The sequence below is a fragment of the Ramlibacter sp. AN1133 genome (genome assembly GCF_037890035.1).
Taxonomy (GTDB): Bacteria; Pseudomonadota; Gammaproteobacteria; order Burkholderiales; family Burkholderiaceae_C; genus Ramlibacter.
The window spans coordinates 37667-63896 of sequence record NZ_JBBKTQ010000009.1; the positions used below are offsets into that span (position 1 = coordinate 37667).

At 67.9% G+C, this 26230-nt stretch carries 23 protein-coding genes; 1 reads left to right on the forward strand and 22 read right to left on the reverse strand.

The window, feature by feature from the left end; genetic code table 11:
* Positions 1 to 12: 12 nt before the first annotated feature.
* From WG923_RS14200 to WG923_RS14255, 12 genes are all read right to left on the reverse strand, one after another.
* On the reverse strand, positions 13 to 570 hold the full coding sequence (locus WG923_RS14200; protein ID WP_340351634.1) for a hypothetical protein: 558 nt from the start codon (positions 568 to 570) through the stop codon (positions 13 to 15).
* The gene (locus tag WG923_RS14205; protein ID WP_340351635.1) at positions 515 to 1954 is read right to left on the reverse strand and encodes a hypothetical protein; all 1440 of its coding nucleotides are present in this window, start codon (positions 1952 to 1954) and stop codon (positions 515 to 517) included. The genes WG923_RS14200 and WG923_RS14205 overlap by 56 nt, the downstream gene beginning before the upstream one ends.
* Positions 1927 to 2478: a hypothetical protein gene (locus WG923_RS14210; RefSeq protein WP_340351636.1), complete on the reverse strand. Its 552-nt coding sequence runs from the start codon at positions 2476 to 2478 to the stop codon at positions 1927 to 1929. The genes WG923_RS14205 and WG923_RS14210 overlap by 28 nt, the downstream gene beginning before the upstream one ends.
* On the reverse strand, positions 2478 to 3197 hold the full coding sequence (locus tag WG923_RS14215) for a hypothetical protein (protein WP_340351637.1): 720 nt from the start codon (positions 3195 to 3197) through the stop codon (positions 2478 to 2480). Before WG923_RS14215 ends, WG923_RS14210 begins: the two co-directional genes overlap by 1 nt.
* 10 nt (positions 3198 to 3207) lie before the next feature.
* Positions 3208 to 3489, reverse strand: coding sequence for a sigma factor-like helix-turn-helix DNA-binding protein (locus WG923_RS14220; RefSeq protein ID WP_340351638.1), 282 nt, complete (start codon positions 3487 to 3489; stop codon positions 3208 to 3210).
* Between the two features lie 25 nt (positions 3490 to 3514).
* The gene (locus WG923_RS14225) at positions 3515 to 3847 is read right to left on the reverse strand and encodes a hypothetical protein (protein WP_340351639.1); all 333 of its coding nucleotides are present in this window, start codon (positions 3845 to 3847) and stop codon (positions 3515 to 3517) included.
* A 19-nt stretch (positions 3848 to 3866) separates the two neighbouring features.
* The gene (locus WG923_RS14230; RefSeq protein WP_340351640.1) at positions 3867 to 4451 is read right to left on the reverse strand and encodes a DNA topoisomerase; all 585 of its coding nucleotides are present in this window, start codon (positions 4449 to 4451) and stop codon (positions 3867 to 3869) included.
* Entirely contained in the window at positions 4448 to 5974 is a 1527-nt protein-coding gene (locus tag WG923_RS14235; protein WP_340351641.1) for a DNA topoisomerase, read from the reverse strand. The genes WG923_RS14230 and WG923_RS14235 overlap by 4 nt, the downstream gene beginning before the upstream one ends.
* Positions 5975 to 6114: 140 nt before the next feature.
* The gene (locus WG923_RS14240; protein WP_340351642.1) at positions 6115 to 12081 is read right to left on the reverse strand and encodes a strawberry notch C-terminal domain-containing protein; all 5967 of its coding nucleotides are present in this window, start codon (positions 12079 to 12081) and stop codon (positions 6115 to 6117) included.
* A 79-nt stretch (positions 12082 to 12160) separates the two neighbouring features.
* Positions 12161 to 13120 carry a hypothetical protein gene (locus WG923_RS14245; protein ID WP_340351643.1) on the reverse strand — a complete coding sequence of 320 codons (960 nt, stop codon included), beginning with the start codon at positions 13118 to 13120 and terminating at the stop codon, positions 12161 to 12163.
* A gap of 112 nt (positions 13121 to 13232) precedes the next feature.
* On the reverse strand, positions 13233 to 13997 hold the full coding sequence (locus tag WG923_RS14250) for a hypothetical protein (protein ID WP_340351644.1): 765 nt from the start codon (positions 13995 to 13997) through the stop codon (positions 13233 to 13235).
* Between the two features lie 39 nt (positions 13998 to 14036).
* Positions 14037 to 15464 (reverse strand): hypothetical protein, encoded by a 1428-nt coding sequence (locus tag WG923_RS14255; protein ID WP_340351645.1) that lies wholly within the window; start codon positions 15462 to 15464, stop codon positions 14037 to 14039.
* Between the two features lie 89 nt (positions 15465 to 15553).
* Here WG923_RS14255 and WG923_RS14260 point away from each other — a divergent pair, with 89 nt between their 5' ends.
* The gene (locus WG923_RS14260; protein ID WP_340351646.1) at positions 15554 to 16207 is read left to right on the forward strand and encodes a hypothetical protein; all 654 of its coding nucleotides are present in this window, start codon (positions 15554 to 15556) and stop codon (positions 16205 to 16207) included.
* On the opposite strand, the gene WG923_RS14265 is transcribed toward WG923_RS14260, so the two are convergent.
* The 10 genes from WG923_RS14265 to WG923_RS14310 all read right to left on the reverse strand — a co-directional run bounded on the left by WG923_RS14265 (position 16200) and on the right by WG923_RS14310 (position 26224).
* Complete coding sequence (locus WG923_RS14265; protein ID WP_340351647.1) at positions 16200 to 19208, reverse strand: hypothetical protein; 3009 nt, start codon at positions 19206 to 19208, stop codon at positions 16200 to 16202. The two genes, WG923_RS14260 and WG923_RS14265, sit on opposite strands and share 8 nt — an antisense overlap.
* Entirely contained in the window at positions 19208 to 19525 is a 318-nt protein-coding gene (locus tag WG923_RS14270; RefSeq protein WP_340351648.1) for a hypothetical protein, read from the reverse strand. The genes WG923_RS14265 and WG923_RS14270 overlap by 1 nt, the downstream gene beginning before the upstream one ends.
* A gap of 10 nt (positions 19526 to 19535) precedes the next feature.
* On the reverse strand, positions 19536 to 20810 hold the full coding sequence (locus tag WG923_RS14275; RefSeq protein ID WP_340351649.1) for a hypothetical protein: 1275 nt from the start codon (positions 20808 to 20810) through the stop codon (positions 19536 to 19538).
* Positions 20776 to 21462, reverse strand: a complete 687-nt coding sequence (locus tag WG923_RS14280; RefSeq protein ID WP_340351650.1) for a hypothetical protein — start codon at positions 21460 to 21462, stop codon at positions 20776 to 20778. The genes WG923_RS14275 and WG923_RS14280 overlap by 35 nt, the downstream gene beginning before the upstream one ends.
* A gap of 263 nt (positions 21463 to 21725) precedes the next feature.
* Positions 21726 to 22151, reverse strand: a complete 426-nt coding sequence (locus WG923_RS14285; RefSeq protein ID WP_340351651.1) for a hypothetical protein — start codon at positions 22149 to 22151, stop codon at positions 21726 to 21728.
* A 33-nt stretch (positions 22152 to 22184) separates the two neighbouring features.
* The gene (locus WG923_RS14290) at positions 22185 to 22718 is read right to left on the reverse strand and encodes a hypothetical protein (protein ID WP_340351652.1); all 534 of its coding nucleotides are present in this window, start codon (positions 22716 to 22718) and stop codon (positions 22185 to 22187) included.
* The gene (locus WG923_RS14295; protein ID WP_340351653.1) at positions 22718 to 23686 is read right to left on the reverse strand and encodes a hypothetical protein; all 969 of its coding nucleotides are present in this window, start codon (positions 23684 to 23686) and stop codon (positions 22718 to 22720) included. The genes WG923_RS14290 and WG923_RS14295 overlap by 1 nt, the downstream gene beginning before the upstream one ends.
* Complete coding sequence (locus WG923_RS14300) at positions 23683 to 24885, reverse strand: hypothetical protein (protein WP_340351654.1); 1203 nt, start codon at positions 24883 to 24885, stop codon at positions 23683 to 23685. The genes WG923_RS14295 and WG923_RS14300 overlap by 4 nt, the downstream gene beginning before the upstream one ends.
* Positions 24885 to 25943, reverse strand: coding sequence for a DotH/IcmK family type IV secretion protein (locus WG923_RS14305; protein WP_340351655.1), 1059 nt, complete (start codon positions 25941 to 25943; stop codon positions 24885 to 24887). Before WG923_RS14305 ends, WG923_RS14300 begins: the two co-directional genes overlap by 1 nt.
* Positions 25943 to 26224: a hypothetical protein gene (locus tag WG923_RS14310; RefSeq protein ID WP_340351656.1), complete on the reverse strand. Its 282-nt coding sequence runs from the start codon at positions 26222 to 26224 to the stop codon at positions 25943 to 25945. Before WG923_RS14310 ends, WG923_RS14305 begins: the two co-directional genes overlap by 1 nt.
* Positions 26225 to 26230: the final 6 nt, after the last annotated feature.

Below are 26230 nucleotides of genomic sequence, written 5' to 3' on the forward strand. Positions count from 1 at the left end.
GTGCTCCGTTCCCTATCGCGAGAACATGCTGGTCATGCGGTCCCAGACCGAGCCGCTTGCGGAGTTGACCGTCGCCCCGATTGCGTTGCCGCTCGCATTGGCGATCGTGGCGTTGCCCACCGAATCTCGGACGGCCGTCCCCGCGGCCTTTCCGGCAGTCTGCGCCACGGACTGGGAAAGGTTGCCGTTCACCACGCCGTTGACCACCGTGCCCCCGTAGGTGCCGAGCCCCGACGCAGCCTGCGCTTGAGCCTGGGAAAGCTTCCCCTGTATCACGCTGCAGGCACTGCCGAAGATCTGGTTGCGGATCGGTGCCACATCGGCCCCCCCCAGGTTGACGGTCATGCGCGCGGCCAGGTCGCCGAAGCGCTCCATGCAGGTGCGGCTGGTCACCACCTGGTCCTTCACCGTGCTCTCCAGCGTCGAGATCCGGTTGACGGCGTTGGTCTGGCCCGAGAACGCGGCGTTGCGCACCAGGTCGCAGTCGGACTGCTCCGGGGTGGCCGCCGCGGCGCTAAACGTGAGAGGGGCGAGCAGCGCCGCCAGCAGAATCGCGGTTCGATTTTTCATTCAGGTTCTCGATGGCGTTGTATGCGCCCTGCTCCACGCGCAGGAAGTTGCGGCGGGCCCACTCGAAGATGTGCGGCAGGACGCGGACCTCGAATTCGTCGGAAGCGGAGAACTTCCGGCGGGCGAATTCCTCGTTGCTGATGGCCGGATCGTTGATCCAGTTCATGATGGAGCGCGTCTGTGCGACGTACTCCGCGCCCATCAGGTTGGCCATGCGGCGGATGGACGCCTGCATGTGCGACACCCGTGTGTCGGCGTGGTCCACGTTCAGCGGCACCGACCGCGCGAAGCTCACGCACTGCTTGAGCAGCACCTCCACCATCTGCGCCGGCTCCACCTCGTAGCAGTAGAACCGGTTGGGCAGCTCGCCGGGGATGGCCAGCTCGCGGTGGGTGACCCAGTTGTACAGGTCCCAGGCGGCGCCCGAGGTCGACACGGCTACCCGGTTGGCGGCCGTCTCGGGTGTGGTGGCTTCCATGTAAGCCTGGTCGGCGGCATCCACCACCATGCGCACCACGTCGCCGTCCTGATTCGTGAGCACGCCCACCACCAGTTCGGCCAGTTCGTCGACGTCGACGCTTCCGTCCTGCTCCCAGCGCTGCGCCACCACATCGGCCATGACCTGCATGAGGTGCGACACGGTCCAGGCCGGCACGTCCTTGCCGTACAGCTCCGACCAGCGCTCGGCCACCCTGGTGCTGGCCCGGTGCACGGCAACCAGCATGGAGGCGAGCGAAGCGCTCATGGCCTTGGGCGTGGAGGAGCTGCCGGGATGGAAGGACACGGCGGCCACCAGAGGGGTGACCACCTTGGCCGCGGCCATCGCCTGGCGAGCGCTCACGGCTTCGGGCGCCTGCTTGGCGTCCATGTACTGGTTCCAGCGTCCCGACGCAGCGCCCGGCTGCGCCGAGCCGCCCGTGCTGGAGCCGGCGGCCGCCGGTTCCGGCGCCGACGGGGACTTGCCGTGCGGCGCCGGGGCGCCGACCTCCAGCGGATCCGCGACGGGCGCCCCGTAGCGCGCGGCCCGGCTCATGCCGCGCAGGGGCGCGCGCGGGATCGGCCCCTCGGGCTGCTCCAGCCCCGTCGGGCCCGCAGCCTGCTGCGCCGGCGCCAGCGGCAGCGCCGCCGCGCCCGGGATTGCCGGAGCAGCGGCCGCATGCGGCGCATCCGCTGGACCGTCGTCCACCATGCTTGAAAGCTGGGTGGCCAGATCGGCACCGGCGGGGGGGCGCAGCGTCTTGGCGAGCTCCGCCATCGGGTCGTCGTCGCCCACCGGCGCGGTCGGCGTCGCGCCCATCACGTGGTTGGAGGGCGGCAGCGTGCGGGTGGGCAGAGCGCCGCGGCGCAGAGCCCGGTTCAGCTGAGGCGTTGCGGAAGTGGCCATGGGATCTCACCTTGCTGGCTGCCCAGGGCCTGGCGCAGGCTCTGGAACTGCCCGTTCATGACTTCGTAGGAGGCGGTCAGGTCGATGCACGCCCGCTCACGAAGGCCGAAGACCTTGCGCGCTGCGTGCATGAAAAAGAGGGCTCGCATCACATCGGCGATGTGTCCGGTGAGATGCGGAACCACGGAGCGCACACCGAAGAGGCTGCCGTCGTCGACGCGCAGCCCGCAGCCTAGATCGATGCCCGCCAGGTAGCGGCCGTCGTCCATGGCAGTTCCGGCCACCATCGGCAGGAACATCTCGGGGGCCATCACATGCTCGGCCGCCAGCTCCGCGCCGCGCAGGGTGAAGCTGCAGTCATGCACCATGCACAGGCCCGCGAGGAAGCTGTGCATCGGGACGGCTCGCCCCGGCGCGAGTGTGATCGCCGCCTCGAGCTGCAGCAGGTGCTGCGCCTGCAGTTCGGCAAGCTGCTGTTGGGCGTCGGTGCCCGTCTCGAGGTAGTCGACGGCGAAGGCCTGCATCACTGCGTCACCCGGTGCCGCACAGGCTGACGCGCCACGTTGTTCCACGCGACCCGCTCCTGGGCGGTGGAGATCTCGTCGAACAGAAACCCCTGCTTGGCAGGAAGCTGCCGCCCGAGGGGAGCCAGCGACGTGGTCAGGATGTTCTTGGCGGTTGCCTCGCCGGTGGCAACGCCGACACGGGTGGTGGTGTCGTCCTCCGGGGCCACCTGGTGGCGCGTCCCGTGCGCGTCGCTGGTCTGCGCGCGCAGCAGCGCCGCCTCCACCGATGCCGAGAGGCCTTCGAGCACGTCCGAGAACACCCAGTTGTTCGCCGGCAGGTTCTGCGGCGCCATCGCCGCCACTGCCTGGCGCTGCTGCTCGCTCACCCGGGTTTCGTCCATCGCGTTGCGGATCGCGCGCAGTTGCTCCAGCGTCTCCCGCGGCTGCTGCAGGCACCGCTGGCGAAGCGAGTGCGTGGAGATCGGCAGCTGTGCGAGCGTCGCGAACGCCACGAAGGCGTCGCTGTCGAACCAGGGCGCCGCCGCGTCCTTGGCCTGCTGCATCTCCGCGCGCTCGGCGACGCTGCGCCCCGCCTGCGGATCCCAGGTGAGCTCTTCCAGAGTGAGACTCAGCACGTACAGCGCCATCTTGCGATAGCCCCAGACGCTGAAGCGATCGTCCTTCTGTTCGAAGGGGTTGTCGAAGGTGGGCAGTCCGTTGACGGCGCGGTCGACCATGGTTCCTCCCTCAGGACTGTTCGGGCCCGGCGGCGGCCGCCAGGTTGGCGCCCAGGGCTCCCCGGACGTTGCGCAGCAGCGTGCGCAGCTGCTGCTGGAATTGCTCGGACGTGATGCCCAGCTCGGCGCACAGCTGCTCTTCGCGCTTGCCCTCCACGAAGTGCTCCTTAAAGAGCGCCTTCTGATCGGGCGGCAGCTTGGTGGCCAACTGGTGCAGCCGCTCCAGGCTTGAATACATGGCGGGACGCCCGTGGGGGCGCAGCACGAGATCGGCGGCAGGTGCAAAGCTCATGGAGAGGCTCGCGACGAGGAGTGGGTCAACCCCGTTGGCGCTCGTAGCGCTGCTCGATCATCGATTCAGCTGCCCGCTGATCGCGACGCATCGGCAGCAGGAACTGGTCGATCTCCGTCATCGCGTCGCGGCACAGGGTCGCTTGCGGCAGGATCCCCGTGCGCAGGTGTTCCAGCACGCGGTTGGTGGCGTGCACCGCCGCGGGATCGATGATCTCCTGCTGCTGCAGGCCCAGGAACTTGTCCAGGGCATGTTGGCGCACCTGCGGCAGAATCATCACGCCCTGCTTCGCATAGCCGATCACCTGCCGCACGAAGGCGTAGTCGTTGATCATGTCGGGGGCGGTCATGGTGGTCATGTAGACACTCCTCGTTGCTTCACAGTCGGGCCGTGGTGCGGCCCTTCGCGGCGCTGTTGCTCGCCGGCGGGGTCTTGCCGAAATGGCGGGTCGGGGGTGGCGGCGGCGCCGGCATCTCGATGCGGCCCTTACCCTGGGCTTCCTTCACGATCTGCTGCAGCGTCAAGCGCAGGTACTGCTGCGCCTGTTCGGGCTCGGCCTTGCCCTGCTCGATCAGGCGGAAGGCCAGCTCCCACTTGGCAGTCGTAGCCACGCTCGTGAGCATGGCCGGCAGGTGTTGCACGACGGATCGCGCAAGCGGCGTGGGAACGAGCTCGGCGCGGCCGCGACGGGTGCGCTTTTCCTCGAGGAATCCGCGCTGCAGCAGGCCCGAGATGGTGCTCTCGCGTGTGCGGCTCGTGCCCAGGCCATCGATCTGCCGCAGCACCTGGCGCTCCTGCTCGCTGGGCGCGAACTTGTGGGCGGCCATCATGTCGTCGATGAGGTCGCTTTGCGTGTAACGGCGCGGCGGCTCCGTCTCGCATTTCTCATACGTGGCGCTCACCGCGCCAATGACGCGGCCCACCCGGTACTGTCCGCCTTCCTGGAAGTCGCTGACCTTCATTCCACGTCCCTCGCTACCTTGCGCTCAGCCTTCGCCTCGACATCCATGCCAAGGTCGTCGCCGTCGCCGGCTTCCTTGTCGTCGGGGTCGTACTCCACCGACTTCCAGCCGGCCTTGACGACTTCCCGCGAGTTCGCCTTGAACTCGTCCTGGCCGAAGACGGCCTGCAGCCGCAAGGCCACGTATTCGTGGGCGGGATAGAACTGGGCGAGGAACCGCTGGGTGACCACCTCGAAGACCTTCTTTTCGGCCTCGTCCAAACCGGTGGCGACACGGCCGGTGGGCGCGATCGCGAAGTGTTCGTCCGTCTTGGAGTCGTTCCAGGCCTTGCTGCGCAGATCCAGATCGGCACCCGTCGACTGCTTGGGGTACATCTTGGCCAGGCCCTGCACGATGTCGTGGGACTCCTGCAGCATGCTGGTGGGCAGGTACCGGCAATCGGTGCCCACGTAGGTGATCATCTTGTGCCGCTCGTAGAGCGACTGCGCAGCGCGCGTCACTTCCTTGAGGGCCAAGCCGGTGCGGCGGCTCACCGTGGACTGCAGCGTGCCCAACGAGTGGGGCAACGGCGGGGGCTGAAATTTCTTGAGCGCCTCGGCCAGCGAGATCTCGCCCTTGAAGCCCCCGAGGATGGCCGAGACGATCTGGCGGGCCACCGCCTCGCTGACGATGCGCCCCTCGGTGTCGAAGCCAGGCGCTCCTTCGGCGCCGGCGCGCCGGAACCAGCGCAACTGCGTGCCGTCGGACAGCGTGATCACCGGCACGTAGAACTGCGCCGGCTTGAACTTCTCGATCGCCTCCTCGCGCGCGACCGTCAGCATCAGCGTGGGCGTCGTCACCCGGCCCACCGACATGCGTTGGAATCCGGTGATCTGGCGGTAGGCGCGGCTCGCCGTCATGCCCAGGCACCAGTCGAAGGTCTCACGCGCGTATGCGGCCTTGTAGCGCCGCGCCCATTTGGGATCGCTGTTCTTCTCCAGGCCCGCGTGGATCAACTTGCGGATCTCGTCGTCCTTGGGGTTCTGCAGCGCCAGGCGCCACACCGGCTTGGTGGCGCCATGCGGGTCCACTCCCGCGTGCATCAGCAGCTCGTCGACGATCAGCTGCCCCTCGCGGTCGGTGTCACCCGCGTTGACGATCTCGCGCGCGGCGCGGATGTGCTCCACCAGCTTCACGAGCTGGAACTGCGGCAGCGGCTTGCCGCCCCTGTCCCTCTTGACCTCGCCGGTGCCGATCACGCGCTCCGGCTTGGGCAGCTTCACAAACTCCGCCGGCATGAGCGGCAGGTACTTGAAGACGTCGCCCTTGTTCTGCTCCTCGGTGAGGTAGTCCTGCGGGGGCGCGAGCTCCAGCATGTGGCCGAACAGGAAGCCGACCGCGTCCCCGTTGTCCAAGCGGATGCAGCCTTCCTGCCGCATCGCCTTTTCGTTGACCACCTTGGCGCCGTAGGTCAACGCGAGGCCCGCGGCCAGGTTCCTGGCCATGTCGGGCTTCTCGGTGATCCAGAATCGGTTGATCTGCATTTTCGGCGTTATTGGCCCTATTTGCGTTTGCAGTGTTACTCGCCTGCGGACTGCTTTAGCCGAATTGTGGCAGAGTTTGAAGCGAAAAGCACGAGGGCGCGGCTTCGGACGCCCTCGTGCTTCGGGTAGGCGCGGGACGCCTACGCCGTCAGTCGTTCGCGCTCGCGCGGACGGGGATCGTCCTGATCTCCCGGGGGGGCCGCTTCCTCCGCACCCGTGGGCCGCCCCAGCTCATGGGCGAGGTCGGTCAGCGACGTGTCCTCCAGAAGGCCCTCGTCCGCCCCCTGCTGCGGCGCGATCGCCTCCTCGGGCGGCAGTCCGAGCGCGGCGCGCGCCTCGCGGCGCCGCTCATGGAAGTATTCCTGCTGGATGCGGTCCGCCATCTCGCCCAGCGGAGTGCCGCGCGGCAAGTACAGCTCGATGCCGGCAGCCCGGCAGATCAGGTCCACCGCGTTCTGGAACTGCTCGGGCGTGTTGCAATCGAGGAACACCAGCGGGCGCTCGCCGCGCTTGGGCTTGGTGGTCGACCGGATGGTGCACACCAGGGCCTGGGCGGCCTGCTTCTGTTCGTCCGTGTAGGTGTTCCACTGCGGATGCAGTCGGCGCAAGGATCTGCGCTGGTCGCCGCGCAGCGCCCTGGTGGTGCGCGCCAGGTTGGACTTATCCACCAGGAGTGCAATGCCCTGGCCGGGAACGATCGCCACCAGCGTGCCGCTGCCCTCGAACTGCGTGCCGTGCAGCCACTTCATGGCGGTCTTGAATTCTGTGGGCACCACGTAGCCGCCATTGAGCCAATTGGTCGGCACGGCGGGCTCGCCCTCGCGGCGATTGAGCAGCCGGTCGAAAAAGCGGGTCACCATCTGTGCGGACCACAGGCGCACCGGCATGTGCTGCAGCAGCAGCGAATGCCGGCCCAGGTTCTTGTTCAGCAGGATCGCGCGCTGACGCAGCCCGCGTTCATCCGTATAGATGATGCCGTGGCCCTGCTTCGTGGCGGAGGCCCACTCGCTGGCCAGGTACATGTTGCCGTCCATGACCATGGCCTTGCGCTTGACGAGGCCGCGTTCCATGTAGCCGGAGCTGAAGTCGCGCTTCATGCGCGAGTAGTTCACCTCCGTCGCGGCCGTATCCCAGTTCATCCCGACATCGGCCAGTCGGCGCGTCACCTCGCCGGCGGCCGGCGTGAAGAAGTCGAAGTTGGCGGGCAGTCGGTTGCCGGTTTCGCTCTTACCGAAGATGTCGCTGTCGATCAGCGTGTCGCTCACGGCTTCCATGTCCGGCATGCCGTTGCGCGTGACGGACGCCACGTCGCAGCCCTCCATGAGCGCAGCCAGCGTCATGACCCGGGGCTTTTCGTCACCCGGCACCACGATCTCCACCTTCCAGCGAGAGAGCATCGCCTCCTTGCCCTTGGGCGCTGGCTTCAGGGCGGTCACCACCCCCCAGTTGCGCAGGAACTGTGCGACGCCGTTCTCCTCGGTCTTGCCGGCCGGAAGGCCGACCCGGCAGCCCGGCACCAGCAGGGGCAGCTTCTGCTCCACCCAGAGCTTGCGCGCGTAGGCGCGCTTGACGCTGTTGCTCTTGTCCGCGGTGAGGGCGGCTTGCACGCTGTCGAAGTCCGAGCCGGTGAGCTCGATGGTCATCTTCGAGTTCATGATCGCCGACAGGTGCTGCACCATCTTGCCGTAGCGGATCTGCCGCACCTCGACTTCAGGCGCGGGCGCGACGCCCGAGACGAACCCATGCGCCGGCAGCACGCCCGAGCTGGCCACCGCCACGGCCGGAACGCCGAAGGCGTCCGCAGGGAGGTCGGCCGCGTCGGGATCCAGCTGCACGGGCTCGGGCATGCCAGCGTCGGGGGGCAGCTCGCCGGCCAGCGGCCGCGTGTACTGTGCCGCGCCATGAGCCACCAGGTCCGCGCGGGAGGCGTTGACCATGGCCACCATGTGCTCCCACTCGATCGGCTTGACCTCCTCCTGCCACTCGATGCGCTTGAGGTAGACCGGGCCGTCGAACGCCGACCCGTAGCCGTCCATCTCCACCCCGATGGCGATCATCTGGTCCTTGGTGCTCGCCCGCAGGTCCATCTCTCGCGGCTTCAGCGGGTTCTCGCCCGCAAGCTCATAGCGGTTGAGGGCGTCCGCGAACATCTCGTACAGCTCCTCGTACACCATCTTCTGCTCGGCCACTTTCAGCAGCGCAACGCGCGACGTCAGGCGCTGCGCCGCGTTGAAGTGCGGTGCCTCCAGCTCCTTGTCGGTGATGCCCAGTCGGTTTCGGATGCCGCCGTTTTCCTCCAGGAAGCGGCGGCACACCTCCTCACCGACGGCGTTCAGCAGGTCGGGCACGAACTTGATCTCCGCGGCGTTATCCCGCGAGGATCGGATGTTGGCCGACAGGCGCGCGAGCTTCTTGTTCTGCTGCATCAGCTGCCGCACCTCACCGTAGATGCCCGTGGTGGCGATCGACACTTTCGGCGTCACGATCTGGTCGTAGCGATTCACCCGCCCGTACAACTGGATGCGCTCGGTGGGGTTCTCCGGAATCTGCATCTCCACCAGCTCGCGCCGGCGGGTATCGTCGAAGCGCGGCGAGGCGTGCAGCGACAGGCCGGTGGCCGCCGACCGGTTGATGCACACCGCATCCAGCTCGCCGTTGTTGAAGCCGTACACCGTGCGGTTCACGGCCGTCTTCTTGGTGTCGCGCTGCTCGATCTTGCACTTGATGCCCTCTTCCCAGCCGAGGGCATCCACCGGCATTTGCCAGGCTTCCTGCGGCGGCACCAGGCGAAGCTTGCGCCCTGAGATCTCGCCCACCTTCAGGCCCGCGTCGGCCAGGCGCATCATCACCACGTCGATTGCGTTCAGCGGCAGGGGCGGCAACTCCTCGATCATCTTCATGATCCGCTCCATGCCCTTGCGGTAGTCGTCCTGCTGTTCGGGAGTCAGGCCCGGCAGGTCCAGGACCGTCATGACCATGCCCCTCGCGGCGGCTTCGTCGGTGGCGTTCACCACGTCTTCGATGTCGACCTCCTCCTCGGCGCGGTCGGTGGCGGCCTGGCGGCGTTCGGCCGCAGAGAGCGCCACCTCCTCCGTAGCCACCGACTTGGTGATCACGCCCATGCGCTTCATCACGTGGCGCAGCAGATCCCGGATGGTGGGCGGCCGGATTTCCTCGGGCATGAGGTCCCGCTCGCCGTCGATGCCGGGGATGATCTCCTTTTCGATCAGACGCTTGACGAAGGCCTCACCCGTGTCTTCGAACACGATGACGGGCTTGCGGTTCTGCTCCACCGCGCGCAGCGCAAGCTCCGAGACGTGGTCGGCGTTGAGCACCGCCAGGAAGCGGCGCATCACCTGGTAGAGCACCGAGCCGGAGCCGAAGTGACTCTTGAGGATGAAGCCATGGTTGGCGCCCGTGGCGCGCGCGGCCTCCGCCTCCTCGCCCTGCAGATCACCTTCGGGCTGCTGCGGGGCAGTGCCGGCCTCGGGCTGAGCGTCCTGGGGGTCCTCACCACCACGGCGCCGGCGGCCGCGGGCGCGCAGCGAGTGCACGTCCAGCGAGGTGCGAGCCTGGCGCGCGCGCCGCAGGTCGGCCACGACATCGCCGTTGAGCCGCACCAGCATCTTGTTGATGTCACCGGCCACGAAGGTCATTGCCGAGAGGATCTCGGCCACCTTGTCGGAAAGCTCCGAGTTGCGCTCCTTGCGCGAGTCGTCCACCTCCACGACGAACTCGATCTTCGAGAGGTCGTGCTCGCGGCGAATGAATGCCCCGTCACGGGCCAGCATGGAGCTGAACACCTCGGAGAACGGCTCGCCGCCGGTCTTCATGGTGGCGGCCAGCGAGCCGACGTTGATGGTCTCGGAAAACGCGCGCCCGTACACGTGCAGGTTCTCGCTGGACTTGGCCCAGGTGGCGCTGGAATAGGCCACCGCCCACGCGCGGTTCACCAGGTCGGTGACCACCCGGGAGGTGTTGCTGTCGGAGCCGGCTGCCACGTGAGCCTCGTCGACGATCACCAGCGCCTGCTCAGCGCGCTGCAGCAACCAGTCCGCCTTGGGCGAGTCCTCCCCGGAGATCTGCGAGTAGGTGGCGAAGCAGATGTTGCAGCCCAGATCCCGCAGCGTCTTGTTCTGCTCCAGCACCTCGTGCATCACCTTGGCGGGCGTGCCTTGCTGAAGGACCTGGTTGGTGAAGACGTCCATCAGCACGCCGTCGGCGTTCATCACGAAGGGGCGGAAACGCCCCCACTCCTCGATGTCGCGCAGATCGCGCACCAGGTCGGAGAACAGGTTGGCCCGGTCGGTCACGAAGATGACGTCGCGCTCCTGCTTCTCAGCCCAGGTAGCGAGTGCCGAGAGCACTCGGCCCTTCCCGATTCCGGTCTCGTCGCCAACGATGATCCCGCGGCCCGCGAGCATCCGTGCGATCCCCAGGCCGATCGCGTCCACCTGCTCCGGGGAGAAGCGGTCGCCCATGGTGTTCGGCCCGAAACCGAGCTGCGTCTCCACGAAGGTGTCGATCGGGCCGTGCTGCTGCTCCAGCTTGGACAGGGCGTACTGCAGCGGCGCCTGCAGGTTCTTGGGCACCATGGTGCGCGCCTCGCCGACCTTGGAGAAGGCGATGTAGGGGCGCTGGAACTCGTTCTCGCGCGCAACCCGCTCGACGTCGATGGCCTCGCTCTCGGCTTCGCGCAGGTCGATGCTGACGATCGCCTCGTCGACCGAAGCCTTGAGTTCATCCCAGCTGTGCAGGACCTCCAGTTTCTCGACCCGCTTGGAGGTGGCGGTGGCCGGCCGGTTGCGCAGCGCCACCAGCCGCAGCGGCGCGTGCGTGCCCAACTTGCCCGTGAGCTCCGCGCCCAGTTCCACGGCCGCCTCGACGTCGAAGCGCCGTCCCAGGGCTTCGAAGAAGCGTCGCGACTCGGGCGACAGCTCGCCGGGGTTGCGGGCGCTGTCTCCGGCTAGCACCAGCACGGCCCGCCCGCCGCGGCCCAGGGCACGCAGGGCGGCGAGCGCCTCGCGGTAGTCGCGGCGGCTGCCGTCGGGGTCCAGCAACGGGTCGGCGTTGAAGAACAGTGCCTCCGCGCCCTGGTGGGCGACAGGGTCGAACCGGTCGGCCCAGGTCACCTCGTCCTCGCGGACACCGCCCACATGCGCAGACAGGTCCTTGTCGCCGCGGAACGCGTGGATGTCGCTGCCCTTGGCCAGGAACGCGAAGGCGGCGCCGTCAAAGGCGTTGGGCACCAGCACCCGCTTGCCTTCCGTGTCCCCCAGCAGGCGCTGTGCGATCACGGCCATCGGCAACGGCATCGCCGCCTGGCCGCGGCCGGCGCCGCGGTACGGCGGCAGGTAGTCGTACAGGCGGTTGGCGTCGCCGTAGGCGTCCTGCGCCGTCTCGTAGGAGCCGTTGAGGAATCGCACCATGGCCGCGTCGACGACTTCGGCCATGCGGTCGTACATGGCGGGCTCGTGAGGACCGTCGCGGTCCGTCACGGCCTTGATGAAGCGGTCCAGGTCATCGCTGTGCTGGACCTCGCCTTGCAGCATCGCCTGCACGAAGCCGTCCGCGCAGGTGTCCAGGTTGGCCTGGTCGGGCGCCCGCAAGAACATCGCGGGCACAAGCACACGGCTTTCGAACACGCGCTTCTCGCCCTGCTGAAGGAACCGGCCGGCGGCGCAGTCGAAGACCTCATCACCCTCGGCGTTGCGGCCCAGGCGCGTCACGACACCGAACTGCTGCGCCGCGTTGGACTCCTCCTCCGTGCGCGGCGCAGCTGTCTCGCGCGCCCGGCGCGTGGCCGCCAGATCCAGGTGCACCTGCTCGGCCGGCAGTTCGGCCAGCGTGGCATTCGGCCAGACCGCGTGGAAGTTCGCCGGCTTGAGCTTTTCGCCTTCCAGCACCTGGCGCACCAGGTACTTGCCCTTCGGGGAGGCGATGAACCCCAGCTTGTCGATCGCCGCCTGCCAACGGCCCGACTTGCCGTCCAGGCCCACGATGAACAGGATGCGCCGCTGGCGACCGTCGTCGCTGTTGATCGTGCCGATCTTCAGTCGGGCCTTGTCGACGTTGTCCCGCAGGTCGATCCACTTGATGGTGCTCATTCAGGTACTCCCAGGTGCATTGCGGTGCCGGCATCGCACGCCGGCGGTTCGGTTCGGTGGGACGGTCGCCGTAGCGCCATCAGCGCTCCCGGGGACGGTCCGCGGGCGCTTCAGCGCCGCGGTCGCGAGAAATGAGCCGCACGACCGGGTCGGTGTCCGACCACCCGGCGGCGCGCCCCAGCGCGTCGGGCGGCTGGGCGGCGTGTCGGGCGGTGTCTCGCTCGCCCTTGACGAAACGGCTGCCGCGCGCGTGGTCGAAGAAGAGCGCGCCCTCCTCCAGTTGACCGAAGGTGCAGGCCACCCCGATGCGGTCGACGACCTCGCCAGGCTGGAACGTGGCTTCGCTGCCCTCGAAGGCGTCACCTCCGGTGAGGAACCGCGCGCTGCCGTTGCCGGACTTCACGTACTCCTCGCCGCTGTCGCCGTCGAAAAACCAGTCGCCCACCGCCAGGTCCCCGAACCTGCGCAGGTCCGGCATGTCCGGGTTCTCGCCCAGGTCGGTGTAGGCCGCAGCGGTGCTCGCCACGACCTCGCCTGCGCCTTTCGTCCACACGTCGACCACGAACCCGTCGGCAGCCGCCTTCAGGTGGATCTCCCCCTGCTTGTCCGGGCGGCTTGCGTAGAGATACTGCGAGGCACCCTCCTTTCGCCGCAGCTCCCATCCACCGAAGTGCACGTGCGAGGCACGGGAGGGGTGTTCCTTGGAGAGGCGTTCGACGAGGCCGACGAGACCGTCCACGCCGCCGTCCAGCGCGTGCGATGACCAGTGCTCGATGAAGGCCCGGGCCAGCTTGTCCCACGCGCTGGCGCGAACAGTGAGTTGCTCCGCACAGGATTGCGTCATGGGCCGCGGCTTCGGGAGCTTCGCCGCGTCGAGCTGCACACGGTGCTGCTCCCCCTCCTTGACCTCCAGCTCCCACTGGTCGTCGGGCAAGGGGGTGACCGCAAACCAGATGGACTGGTCCACCAGGTGATGTGCGATGGTGCGCATCGCGTCCTCTCCGTCGAGGATCACCGCGTGCGTGGCAAAGGGGTGCATGGAGCCTCCGGGTTCTTTTTCGCAGGGCTCCGGCCGCCGGAGCCCTCTGAAAAAGAAGGGGCCTGCTGGAACAGGCCCCTCTCAGCTCTCGATCAGAAGCTGTCTACGGGCATCAGGCGCGCTGGCGCATGCCGGGCCGGTTGGCGGCGGCGGGCTGGGCGGCCGGCTGCGGCTGGCGGGCGGCGGCCTCGGCCGCGGCGGCCGCGGCGTCGGCATCGATGTCCTCGCCGGCGCCGTTCGCCTGCTGCTGCGACTGCTGCATGGCCGGCAGCTTGGCGGCGATCTGCTCGAGCAGGCTGTCCAGGATCGCGTTCCATTCGCTGCGGTCCTTCAGTTCCTTGCCCTGCACGATCACCGGCTTGCCGTTGGCACCCAGCACCGTCTTGAGCTCGGGCAGCTCGGTGACGCCGTTGCCGTAGTCGTCCTTCAGGGACTGGCCGCCCTGCTTGACCGCCACGCCGGTCATGTCGCGGTCGGCCACGCCGTCGCCGAAGCGCTGGCCCTTCTGCACGCTCCAGGGCTTGATCTCGATCGGCAGCGAGAGGTCGGCCGCGTTCAGCTTGGCCAGCGTGCGCAGCGCCTGGTAGGCGGCGTCGCCCTGCACGTCGGCGCCGTCGCCGCCGGAGGCGATGGTGAAGTTCAGGGAGATGTCCGGCTCGCCCGGGGTGGTGTCCACCATGCGCAGCGCGATCGTGTCCTTGTGGATCGTCTGGCCGTTGTGCTCGAACTTCTCCGGGCGGATCTGGAACTTGGTCAGCAGGCCCTCGACCGAGGCGCCCGGGAGCGCCGTGCCCTTCTGGGTCAGGACGCCGTGCTTGGCGTCGATGTTCAGGAAGACGAGGCCGTTGCCGGACTGTTCGTTGTGCTTGATACCCATGGTGATCTCCTAGTGAATAGGTGTGACAGGAACGCAGCGCTACGCGACTACGGACCGCGGGACTTGGCGCTGCGTTTCGTGTCCATCGCGATCGTTCTGGGCGCCACCGGCTTCTTCGATGGCGGACGTTTGGGCGGGAGCCTGGATCAAGTCGGCGAACTCGCGCTCGACCCACTCGATGGCTTCCGCGGTGAGCTTCTTGTCCACGGTGCCGCGCACCTGCTCGCCCATCAGGGCGTCTGCGTCGAAACCGTGGGCGCACAGCGCGCCATAGAGGACGTCGTTGTCCATGCTCGCGGGCTTGACGAACTGCGTCATGTCCACTTCGAGCTCGCGCAGCTTCTTGACCATCTTCTCGTCGTCGTAGCGCTTGCGCCCGCCGATGAGGGGCACCGCAGCGAGGACCGCTTCCGGCACTTGGGCCCGGATCTTGTCCTCGTCGGGCTTCGGCACGGCCGAAAACGAGATCCCGTTCAGGGGCAACCTGGCGCCCCCGAACTTCAGCTTCTCGAGGGCGGGCTTGACGGCCTGCTCCACCGCCTCGATCTTCTTTTCCAGAGCGGATGCGATCGCCTTCAGGCGAGCCAGGCGGCCGGCTGCCTCGCGCACGGTCTCGGGGACCACATCGACATCCAGCCGCTCCTTGTGCACGTAGGGAGGGACCTGCCCCCGCAGCACGAAGTCCCAGTAGTAGTCGCCGGCCGCCGTGATCATCGAATCCAGCTCCGGCAGGTAGCCGACCACATCGTCCTTGAGCTGCCAGTTGGCCCAGTCGAACTGCGACAGCAGCAATCCGTCGATGCCCACGCCGTTGTGCTCGCACACGAGGCGGCCCATGTGCAGCTGGCACACGTACTGGAACGAGACGGCCTCCGACTGGTCGACCACCGATGGCGCCTTGAAGTCGATCAGCCAGCGCTCCCGCCCCGCTTGGGTGGGCATGAACACGAGATCGTCGGGCGAGTAGCGCATCCAGGGACACGGACCGGTGTTCTTCGACAGGATCGTGAAGCCCTGCGCGTCGCGCTGGGCGTTGTGCTTCTCGTAGAACCAGGGGCGGTGGCGCTCCTCCATGGCCGTGCCGCGGCGCATGTGCCCATTGGGCTCGTCGGGCAGCCGGCGCAGCAGGGCGCCTTCCACGATGTTGTGGGCCGACGCCTCATGGTCGGCACGCTGCCCGTTGTGGTTTCTCACGAGCGCGCCGATCTGGGAACCCCCGAATCCGCCGGCGCGTATCGCGTGCCAGATCGCCAGGTCACCGTAAGCCGCGACGACTTCCTGCACCCAAAAGCGCGCGTCACCCTCCAGGATCGCCTCGCGCTGCGGAAGCTTGTCGATGATCTGCCACACCTGTTTGGTGATGTCGGCAGAATCGGCTACGGTTTGCATCAGTATTCCGGTACAGACTTCAATAAGTGCAATGTACCCGGCGCGCAACCCGTATTCAAATCCCCTCACCGCGCTCAACAATTCGCATGGAACCAAGACACTGCCCCGACTACACACTGCCAGGCCCCTGCGTGCAGGCCTTGGTCGAAGCAGCGACGCGGGCTGGCGTGGAGCGCGTGACCTTCGGCTACATGCAACCTGGCGCCGGGCCGTCGGGCTTGCCTGCCTACCGGGGCGTGGTGAGCGAGGCTGTGCAGGCGCTCAAGCGCGGCGTGCCGAGCGACAAGCCCGCCGAGATCGCCCTCGGTTGGATCTGCGCCGACGACCTCGAGGCGCTGGGCCAGTCTGGCCAGGCCGTGATCTATGCGCAGCAGCAGCAGTTCGCCATTGCCGCCCCCATCCGGCAAGTGCGGGTGGTCCTCACCGCGGCTGCGCCGACGCAGCAACCGGAGGGCGGGGACGCCCGGGACATGATCAACGCCCTGGAACGCGCTGCGCAGCGACTGGAGGCCGACCGTGACGCGGTTGTCGATGCGGACCCGCAGGACGTGCGCGCTGAGTTCGCCGCCACCGACGCGCTCCTGATGCGCCAGGCGGCAAGCATCCTGCGAGGGGAGACCACTCTGCGTCCGACCTTTGCGCAGGCCCTCAGCTACGACGCCGGTTGGAGGAGCGCGGCAACACGGGCGGCGCGGCGGGACCTCTTGGCCGACGTCTACCGCCCGGCCTACGCCAAGGAGCGCGACGCCGCCCTGCAGGCGCTTTCGCCGCATGCACCGCCCACTCCGATCGCGGAGCGCAACCAGGAGCCCGTCAGCTGAGGGCAGCTGCCAGGAACTCCTCCGCCTGGGGCCGAAGCTGCTTGAGCAGCGCCTCGGTGATGCCCTTGCCGTCCACAACCGCGCTGGAGCCCATGGCGTTGCGCATTTGCTCGAGCAGCTGCCTGCAGCTACCTCGCGGGAAGCGGTGCGCCAGGAAGGCCAAGGACCCCTTCACGCCGAACTGGTCGTACATTGCGTCCCGCAGATTCATGTCCTCGGCGGTGGTCGTGTACGCCCAGTGCTCGATGGGTCCGACCTTCGTGTGCAGCAGCTGCGACAACATGCCCCGGTTGGTGCGGAACATCCCGAAGAACTTGCCGGGGCTGGTGCACTCCGCCATGATCGTCTGCAGCTCCGAGTCGCTCAGGTTGAACGTCTCCTGCAGCTCGCGTGCGGCCTTGTCATTGCCCGCGCCCATGATGAAGAAGTTGTAGCAGTTCTTCACCAGGTCGACGGGGAAGTCGTCCAGGTCCTGGCTGGACAGGATGCCCACCACGTTGTACTTTCGGCCTTCGCGCGCATCCTTTTGAAGCAGGTCCTGCACGGAGCCGATGCCTTTGGCGTTGTGCACCTCGTCGTACTCCAGGAACTTCAGCTGCTCGCGGATCTTTTGGATCCGGGCCTGGTGGTAAGGCAGGTATTTCGGGGGACAGACCTGCGCCATGTCGTCCGGATGCAGGAAGAAGTTACGCGCTCCCAAGCGCCTGGCGAACAGCATCATCAGGCCGAACCGCCTGCGGCCCTCTTCGGAGATGCTCGCGGACGCCAGGCCTTCGATGTCCACCACCACGAAGCGGGCATCGGACTTGTGACGCGTGACCCCCGAGAACAGCTTGTATTCGCCCGAGGCCGCGATCACGTTGCGACTAAAGACGTCGAGCATCTTCTCGCCGCTCGGCGTGGGTGCGGTACCGTAGACGTCGGTGATGCGCCGGTCCTGCAACACCCGAGGCAGGTCCGGCAGCAGCGGGACCGCATGCAACTGCGCGTCCCCGGCCTCCTCGTACATGCCGCGATCGAGGAAGGCGTCGACGACGTCCCACACACGCGGCGCACGATCCTCACGGAACTCGATGCCCACGGACGCGAGCTTCTCGCTCAGCGCGCGGGCGGTGTTCCACTGCCAGCGCTTCGCATCCTTCGAGGTGCGGCCGAACGTCTCGTACGCCACGTCGACCACCATGCCGATGAACTTGCCTCCTTCGCTTCCCAGGTTTGGGGCGATCCCGCCCAGGAGCGCCGAGAGGAAGTCGCGATCGGCCTGCAGGGGCTTGTCACATCCGAGCTGCGTGTCGAAGGGGTTGACGCAGTAGCCGACGTCGTTGGGCGTCGGGCGCCAGTAGACCACCTGCTGCGCGAGGTGTGGTGGCAAGAGGGCCTTGGCCAGGTTCACGACGCCCTTGGCGCTGGGGCCCTTGTCGATGACGGTCACCATGGGAAGCTCGGTCATGCCGGGGGTGAACAGCACGCCGGCGTTGAGCATGTTCATGGTGAACGACTTGCCCGTGCCGGTGGGGGCAAACACGAGCGTGCCCCAGAAGTTCTGCAGTGGTGAGCCGAGATTGATCGGGTAGGGACGCCCTTCCCGGGTGAAGGGAACGAGCTGGCCGCTCTTCCAGATCGAGGACGCCCGGAAGACGGGCATCATGCGCGTGAAAGCCGACAGCGGCCCGCCGATGTACTTCGCGGGCAGCGACCGCGAGAAGCCCGGCACGCTGGCCAGGAACGCCGGCGCCGGCGCGCCGCTCTCGTTGGTGGCCACCGCCTGGCCCCATCCTTCGACCTTCGACTTCAGAAAGCTCAGGTTGTCCACGCACTGCGCCTCGGAGAGGGCCCAGGTAGAAAACACGGCACGGAATGCGCCGATGTATTCCCCGATCTCCTTGAGCTCCTTGAGCTCGTCGAAGCCCTTCTTGACCGCCCTGTTGTGCTCCCCGGCCGAGCCGAACAGGGTGGCGAAGAAGCGCTCCAGCTGATTGGAATCCTGGCCGTTGGGCGTCAGCTCGAAGTGGCCTTGCCAGGGAACGGTCGTGCCCACTGCGCTCGCCAGATCGGCAAAGCTCGGAGCGACGTCCTCGGAAGGCGCGACCTCCATCGTGATCGTGGCATACCAGTAGCGCCCGCGCTTGACCATCTCAGCGTCGCCAAAGTGCTCGCGCAACTTTTCGGTGACCAATTGCCTGCCGATGCGCAGCGGCAGCGACAAGTCCTTGACCCCGGTGGAGCGACGCACTGCCACACCGGCCGGCCTGTCGCCCAGCAGCTCAGGGCGCCACTTCTGGTCCTGGGCAGCCGCATCGCCAAAACGCCGCATGAGGCTTACGGCCTCCCCGCAGGGCAGCCTGTCCATCATGATCTTGACCGCGCCGCCTTCCTCCGTGAGCTTGCCCTCCAGCATGGACAGGGCCGCGTTGTGGCGAGAAAGCAGTAGCCCCGGCGGCCCATACGGGGTCTGGGTGAGCATGGGGTCCAGCACCACGCCAGCTTTCGCCATGGCCAGGCCCTGCTCCTTGCGCTGCAGCAGCCAGCGTTGCATCTCGTTTGGGCTCAGCCCTGCCGTGTGCGTGTACACGCCGAAGACGGCCAGCTCCTCAACGCAGGCCGGGCCCATGGCCGCCAGGCGATCGTTGAACAGGAACCCCGCATCCGCCCCAAGGCGCCGTGCGGTCTGCAGCGCCGGGCCCAGCACTTCCTTCAGGAGCTGCTCGCTACCCTTGGGGTCGGAACGAAACCCGAACATCACGCTGTGCTGCCTGCCGCCCTGGCCGGCCTTGAGCAGGTTCGTGAGGGCTGCGCACAGCCCTCGCGCCTGCGCGTCGAACTCCTGCTGGCCAATGTGGCGACGCGAACCCACCACCCGGTACACCGTCAGAAGGCTGTTGCGGTCCGTCACCAGCGTGGTTTCGTCGACGGGTGCGCGCAGCTGGCAGAGGCCGTCGGCGTCGCCGCCTAGCAGCAGCGAAGTCACTGCGAGCAGTGCTCGCTCGATCGCGTCGATCATCAGTGCCCCCCCTCACGGGCCTGTTGCACCGACGCGGGCAGGTCCATCTGCAGTTGCGGCAGTTCCACGAAGCCCTTCGCCCGCTCGGTGGCGAGCTGCTGCAGCGCCGCCACCACATTGTTGTTCACGGCCCAGTCCCGCAGGTAGTCATGGGTCTGCGCAGCCTCCATGACGACGCGCGCGGAGGTCTTCACCCGCTCGACGGGATCGAGCATGGGCAGGGCGTCGAACCGGGCCACGATGGGCTCCATCAGCGTCACGCGCCGGCACATGTTCAGAACGAGCGCCACCGGGTCCAGGACAGGAGAGTTCGCCATGCGGTACACCTTATTCGTCGGCACAGAGTCCATGGTCCTGGAAGATGGACCGGAACGCCGGGTGCGCGATTTCGTTTTCCATGCAGAAATCCAGCAGCTGCGGCAGCCGCTCCTTCTCGACCCTCACCGTGGCCGCTCCGTTGCCGTATCCCAGCACCCGGAAGCCCGCCTGGTGAGCGGCCATCGCCAGCTCGAAGGAAAAGGCGCGATCGTGCGCGCGCAGCCACACAGCCCAGCTGCTGAACTCGCGCTTGTCGCCCGACGCGGCGCGCGGGTTGTAGGTGGGCGTGCCGATCGCCTTCCAGTGCGCTTCGGCTACCAGCCCTGCCGGCACCGACAGCGAGAACAGCGGGTCGGAGGTCAGCAGCTCGGGCAGCTGCGCATTGGAAGGCAACGGTTTGCCCGTGGCCGCCACGTGGGCGCTGGTGATGTGGATGCGGGCATGCTTGGACAACCACTGCAGCTCTGGCTGGCTAATGTGGGATCGCAGCATCCCGCGGCTCGCGTCGGCGCCGAAGGCGCACAGGTCGCTGATCTCCGCGTCCTTGCCGACGAATTCCACCGTGGCGGTGACCAGCGACGGATATGCGGGGTCGAGGGCTTTGTCCAGCGGATAGCCAGCGCTGTCGGACACGCAGGTCCAGTGCCCATCGGGAATCTGTTGCGCCAACAGCCTCTTCGCGTACTCCAGGCGGTTGTAGCGCATCGTGATCGTGATCTCGGGACCGGAGGCGCGGTTGAAGGCGTGCACTACCGGCTTGGAGTAGCTCTGGTAGGCGCTTTGCAACATTCCGCGCATGAAGTTGCGCGGCGCCGGCGGCGCCACGAGGCACTTGCGGATGTCCTCGGTCAGACTGACGCCGCGCAGCATCGTGGACGGATCGGTCCAGCCGTACACCTGCGAGGCAATCACCATGGTTCGGTGAATCGTGGGCGCCAGTTGCGCGCAGGCCTGCTGCGCGAGCTGGCCGAACTTGCCTTCGCCCTCGACCCGCAGGCCGTAGTCGTGCGCCAGGTAGTGCAGCTTGCTCACGTAGTCGGCGGAGCGAATGTGGGCCAGTTGCGCCCACGGACGGAAATCCGTACCCGTGGCGGAGCACACCCACACGCAGTCGTTGGGCAGGTCCTGCGGCTGCCGGAAGCGAAACGGCTGCATGTCCACCAGGCAGGCCCACCCGGACTGCCGCGACTCGTCGAACAGAGCCACGCCGAACCGAGGCAGGCGCCCGCGCGTGAGAGGCTCCTCCTGCTCAGGCTGCGCCGCGCGCGCCGGGAACTTCAGCATCTGCCGCGATCCTTTCCCACGTCTGTACCGGCAACGCCGGGTAATCGTCCTTGAACTTCTCGCCCTGCTTTCTGAGGAAGTCCTCGTGAAAGAGCATGCGCAGCTTGCCCATCGTGGTGCCCCGGTGCTGGTAGGCTTCCTCGTCCAGCCGCACCATCGCCGCGGCGAAGTCGCCAGGCAGGAAGGTGCCGAATGCCTCACCGACCGGGCGGTGCCGCTTGGCCAGGGTCTGCAGCACCTGCTTGGCCATCGGGGCTTCCTTCGGGTCCAGCAGGGCAACGCCTGCGATGCGCTGCAGCAGGTTCAGGTCCTCCGCCGAGATCTCCGGGATGGCCGCCAGGATCGTGCGGTCACCCAGGTTGTCCGCCGCGAAGCGCTCGCTGGCGGCGCGCTGGCCGAGGTGGTGATACGCGTGGCACAGCGTGTCCACCACCTTGTGGTTATCGGGCGCGTTGTTCGCATGGTTGCCATCCATGTGATGGCACTCGTTGTGCTTCTGCGATTCGTGGCCGCAGTAGATGCACCGGTACTTCCCGGCCGCCATCGACGCCGGCCGGCGCGCGCGGTACTCCGCATCGGCGCGCTCGCGTTGTGCGTTGTTCGCACGGTAATAGCGCTCGTCACGGATGACGCCCAGCTGAAGCTTGCTCACCGCACCTCTCCCCTCGCGGCCGGTTCGGGCCGCGGCTGTTTGGCAGGATGACGGTCCTTGCGCTGCACGGCCCGCGCAGCGGCGCAGGCCGCGCCCACGAGGGACGAGGCCGCGACGCGGCAGGAGAGTGCGGGCGAGAACATGTGCAGCCGCCCGGCGGTCGCGGAGGCGCCGCGGCGGGCAGCGCTTCCCCGGCCAAGTAGCGCGCGCGCTGAGGCGCAGGCGCTACCGATTTCGGCGTCCAGGCGGAACGACACGTTGCGCTACCGCAGGGACTTGCCGATGTCGCTGGCGCTGCCGCCCATCGTCGCCACCACGTTCGTGCCCACCCACCCGAGCGCCATGCCCAGGCCGCCCGCGCCGATCTGGACGGCGATCTTGCCCCAGCCGCCGTCGTCGCCCCCGCGGTTGTCGTACTTCTTGTAGGCCGAGAACAGGCCGCCCAGGATCATGCCCAGCCCGCCGACGAGGCCGATGACCGTCAGAAGCGCCACGACCTGGCTGCCCAGCGAGTTGAGGTTCTGGAACCCGGTGATGAAGCCCTGCGCGCCGGCGAGACTCGGGCCCACGATCGTGCCCAGCATGAAGCCGATGCGCGCAGAGGCGCGCGTCGGGGTCGCCGGCGATGCGACAGCGTGCGCCGTGGCGGCGAACACCGACAGGCGGATGCGGTTGATGGTGTGTTTCATTCCCTCTCTCCTACAAGTTGCGGGCCCTTCGCCCTATTTGCCGAAAAAACTCTGGAGCATCCCGGTCAGGTTCACCGCCGCTGCTCCACCCAAGATGTGCCAGAAGCCGCGCCAGTAGTAGTCGCCGCTCTGTCCCGAATCGCCGCCGCGCGCGCCCTTGTGCCAAAGCAGAAGCCCCTGGAATGCGCCCATCCATCCGAGCATCAGCACCCACAGCAGCACCACCTCGAGCACCTGCTTCCAGAAGCCCGCCTGCGCCGGCAGCGGCGCGTACGCCATCACGCCCCGGATGTCCTGGATCTGCGAGCCGAACAGCATCACGGAGACGTCTTGCATGGTTGCGCCGAGGCGCAACATCAGCCCGCCCAGGAGCAGTTGCGCCCCGATGCCGAACATCGTCGGGCCTTGCGCGTTGTAGTGACCCTGCTTGCCCAGCGAGTAGAGCTTGCGGATGGCCGTGTAGATCATCACCAGCCCCGCCACCACAGAGGCAGACGTAAGCAGGAACGGGATCAGGTTGTCCGAGAGGGCCCGAAACCCGTTGAGCGAGCTGGAGATGTCAGGCACTACCGAATCACCCCATTGGTGGTCTGCACCTGGAAGGCAGCGCCATCGACCCTCGTGACGCGGCCACCCTCGAACGCGTCACCGGCGCTCAGGACCACGAGGCGGCCATCACGGCGGCGTACCCACGCGTTCTGGTGCTCTCCGAAGCGCGGCTCGATCGACTCGACGCGGTAGCCCACGAGTACGGCTGACGCCGACTGCTCCACGTCAGACGCCACATCAGGCGGCGTGCTCGTCGCCGGCGCGGCGCGCCTTGCGGGCTTCGCCTTCACGTGCTGGCTGCTCGCAACCTGAGTCGCTGCGCGGCCGGGCTTCGGCGCGGTGTGCGGCTTGGAGGCCCGCAGCGCAGCAGCCTGGTGGGCGGGCTTTGCCTCGGCAACTGCGAGCGGCTCCGCCGCCGCTGGCGGCGTGGCAACCGGTGCGGCAGTGCTCGCCTTCGGCGCCGCCACGACTGGCGCATCCACTGGCTTCGCAGCAGGCGCCACCAGGGAGGGCGTGCTCGCCACCGTGGCCGCAGAAGGCGCGGCCGCCACCGCCGTGGGATCGATCTGCGGAGTAGCCGGCGCAGCTCCGATCGTGCTGGCAACGCCGGCAGGCTGCGCGACGCCGGGAAGAGCGGCAGCCGCGGAGGGCGGCTGCCGCGGGACCTCCACCTGCGGCTCCGCCGCGGCGATCTCCGGTGGGGGAAACATCCCGCGGTACAGCTTGTACAGGCCGCTGCCGGTGGCCCCCAGCACCGCGACCATCACCAGCCCGATCACGAGCTTCGGCACGATCGAATTCTTGGCAGGCGTGGGCACTTCCGTCGCGGTCGTATCGACGACGTGCTCCCCATCATGGAACGGCTCCCCGCCGGCCGCGCCCAAGTTCTCCGTCGCGCTCGTCTGGCGCGTGGCGTTCAACGTACCCCACGGATCGTCATGCGTGCCGTCGTCGTCGGCCACCGGACTGTCATGCGTCTGGCTCATTGGTCCTCCGTGACAGCGGCGTTGAACAGCAGCCCCACCGGCACGCCTCGGCTGCGGCTGACCACGATGGGCACCTGCGCCTGGCGCTGCACCTCGGCCGAGCCGAGTTCCAGGCCCTTGGAGACGCCGGCAGCGACGGCCTGTTCCGTGGTCGGCGCCGGCTGCTGCAGACCGGTCGCTGCGGAGCCTGAACCGCCGACCACGACTACGGTGGTGCCGGTCTGCGACTTGGCGGTGTAGAAGCCCTGGGCCATGGCCAGGGTGATCGGGTAGACGTAGCGCTGCAGGATGCGGCGATCGACGTTGCCGGCGATCGCGGCGCCCGCGGTGGTCACGTCCAGCACCTTCGCGTCGACGGAGTAGACCTTCCCGTTCAGGCGCATCTTGGAGAAGGTGATCTCCAGCGCCTCGTCGACCACCCTGGCCGTCCCGGTCAGGAACGCGCCGGCGGCCGGGCCCGCAGTGATACGACCGGTCGCAAAGCCGGTCGCGTTCGCCGGAATATTCAGGTCGCTCGTGAGTTCGCCGGCGTGGACCGTGAGCCCGCCCACCACCTCGCGCTTGGCCGGCGGCGCTGCACCAGCGCCGGACACCGAAGTGGCGGTGGCCTGAGCAGTCGCCTGGCCCGTTCCGGCGGCCGGTGCGTCCATCTGCACGCGCTGGCGGATGGCGCCGGACGTCGACGTGTCACGCAGCATGGCTTCCAGTTGCCGCGCAAGACCTTCGCGCCGGGTCTGGTCCTCCGGACTGTTCGCCGCGTACGCGTTCACCGGGGCGGCACCGACGGCGTAGGACGACGGGCCCGCTCCGCCAGCGCCGCCGGGCTGCACCGGCTGCACGGAGCCCACCGTGTCGGGCGGGATGTAGGTCTCCCCGCGGCTCTTGGCAGCGGCAGCCTCCTCCAGCTGCTTGCGCTCGAGCTTCTGCGCCATGTCGGGTGTGACGCCGTCCACCTGCTGCCGCTGAGTGGTTCCGAGCGTGAGATTCGACTCTGGTCCCTGCGGCTGCGCCTTGGGGCCGCCTCGCAGCACGACGAACAGCACCGCCGCGATGCACAGGCCGAAGATCCCACCCAGGATCTTCATGTTGCGCTTGAAGGACGGATCGAAGCTGCGCTTGCCCGTTTGCGGCGCCTCGCCGCCGGCCACTTCCATGCTCTCGCCTGCCACTTCGGTGGGCTCGATGATCTGCTGCGTCATCAGCGCTGCTCCTTCGTTCCGATGAACCCACTCAGGCGCACTGTCATGAGCTGGCTTTGCGCGCTCACCACGAGCGCGGGCGTGATCGGCAGGTCGTACACGTTCACCCCGCTGGTGGAGGACTGCCTACGCTGCCACGCGGGCGCGGCAACCAGTGCATCGGTGCGCACGATCATTCGCTCGGCGGAGATTTGCCAGGCCGTCACGTTGGGGCTGTCGGACACCAGCTGCCGCGCCTCCCGTGGCGGGGTGTTCAGCAAGTAGTTCATGAGGTCGGCAGCGCCGAGCGACTTCATCTGCTCCACCGCTCCGACGGGTGCCGGCGCGCCGGGCAGGTACCGGGGCAGCTGCATTTCGACCGTGTAGTCCACTTCCTGTTGGCCGGTGACCATCGAAAAGGTGATGGGCGTGTTCAGTCCCTCGAGAAGAACGGCCACGCTGCCCGCGCGCGAGCCCTCTTTCTTCACGCCGATGGATACGGCACTGGTGCCGAAGAGCGCTTGGTCGAAGCCTTCGGGGTTGTAGTTGTCCGCGGTGAGCACCGGCCACGGGCGGCCCGCTGCGTCGACGAACGACACGACGGTGCCCTGCGCGAAAGCCGTGCGAACCACTTCCGGCGAAGCCCCGGGGCTCAGGTCCAGACGCACAACGCGGCGGGTCGGCTTGGCCACGGGCACCAGCGGCTGCTGCGCCGCCTGGCTGCGCTTCACCAGTTCCTTGCGCAGCTGCAGGATCTCATCGGCCGTCAGAGGCGCGGTGCGGTCCAGCGCCTCCTTAGTCAGGTCCAGCGGCTTCGGAGCTGCGGCACCGGGTAGCGGGCCACCCGGCATGGGCGCAGCGCCACCACCGCTGCCAATGGGCGCGGGCATCATGCTGGCCGGCTGCTGGGAGGGCGCCGAGGCGGGCAACACCGGAGCGGGGGCCGCCTGCACGGGAGCAGGCGTGGCGGGTACCGCGCCGGCGGGCGACGCCGCCGATCGGCTGATGCCCGTTTGAGCGAAGGGCCCGCCAGCGGCCAGCGCCAGGGCCACGAAGGTCACCAGATGGCGTGCGCGCATCAGAAGCCCCTTCCGGAAATCGCGGCGATCTGCTGGCGAATGAGCAACATCCCGGTGATCAAGCCGCGGGTGTATCCGTCGGGCGCCGTCTGCAGCAGGTGCTCCACCAGGTCCCGGTCGGCGGTGAACGGGTCGATGTCCTCGTAGTCGGCGTACCAGGCGGGATGGCTTTCCTTCACGCTGGCCAGTTCCTCGTCCACGGCACGCAGGAACAGCAGTTCCTTGCTGCTCGCGGGGAGCCCCTGGAGCATGGTGGCGCTCACGTGCGCTTGTGCGTTCATCGCTTT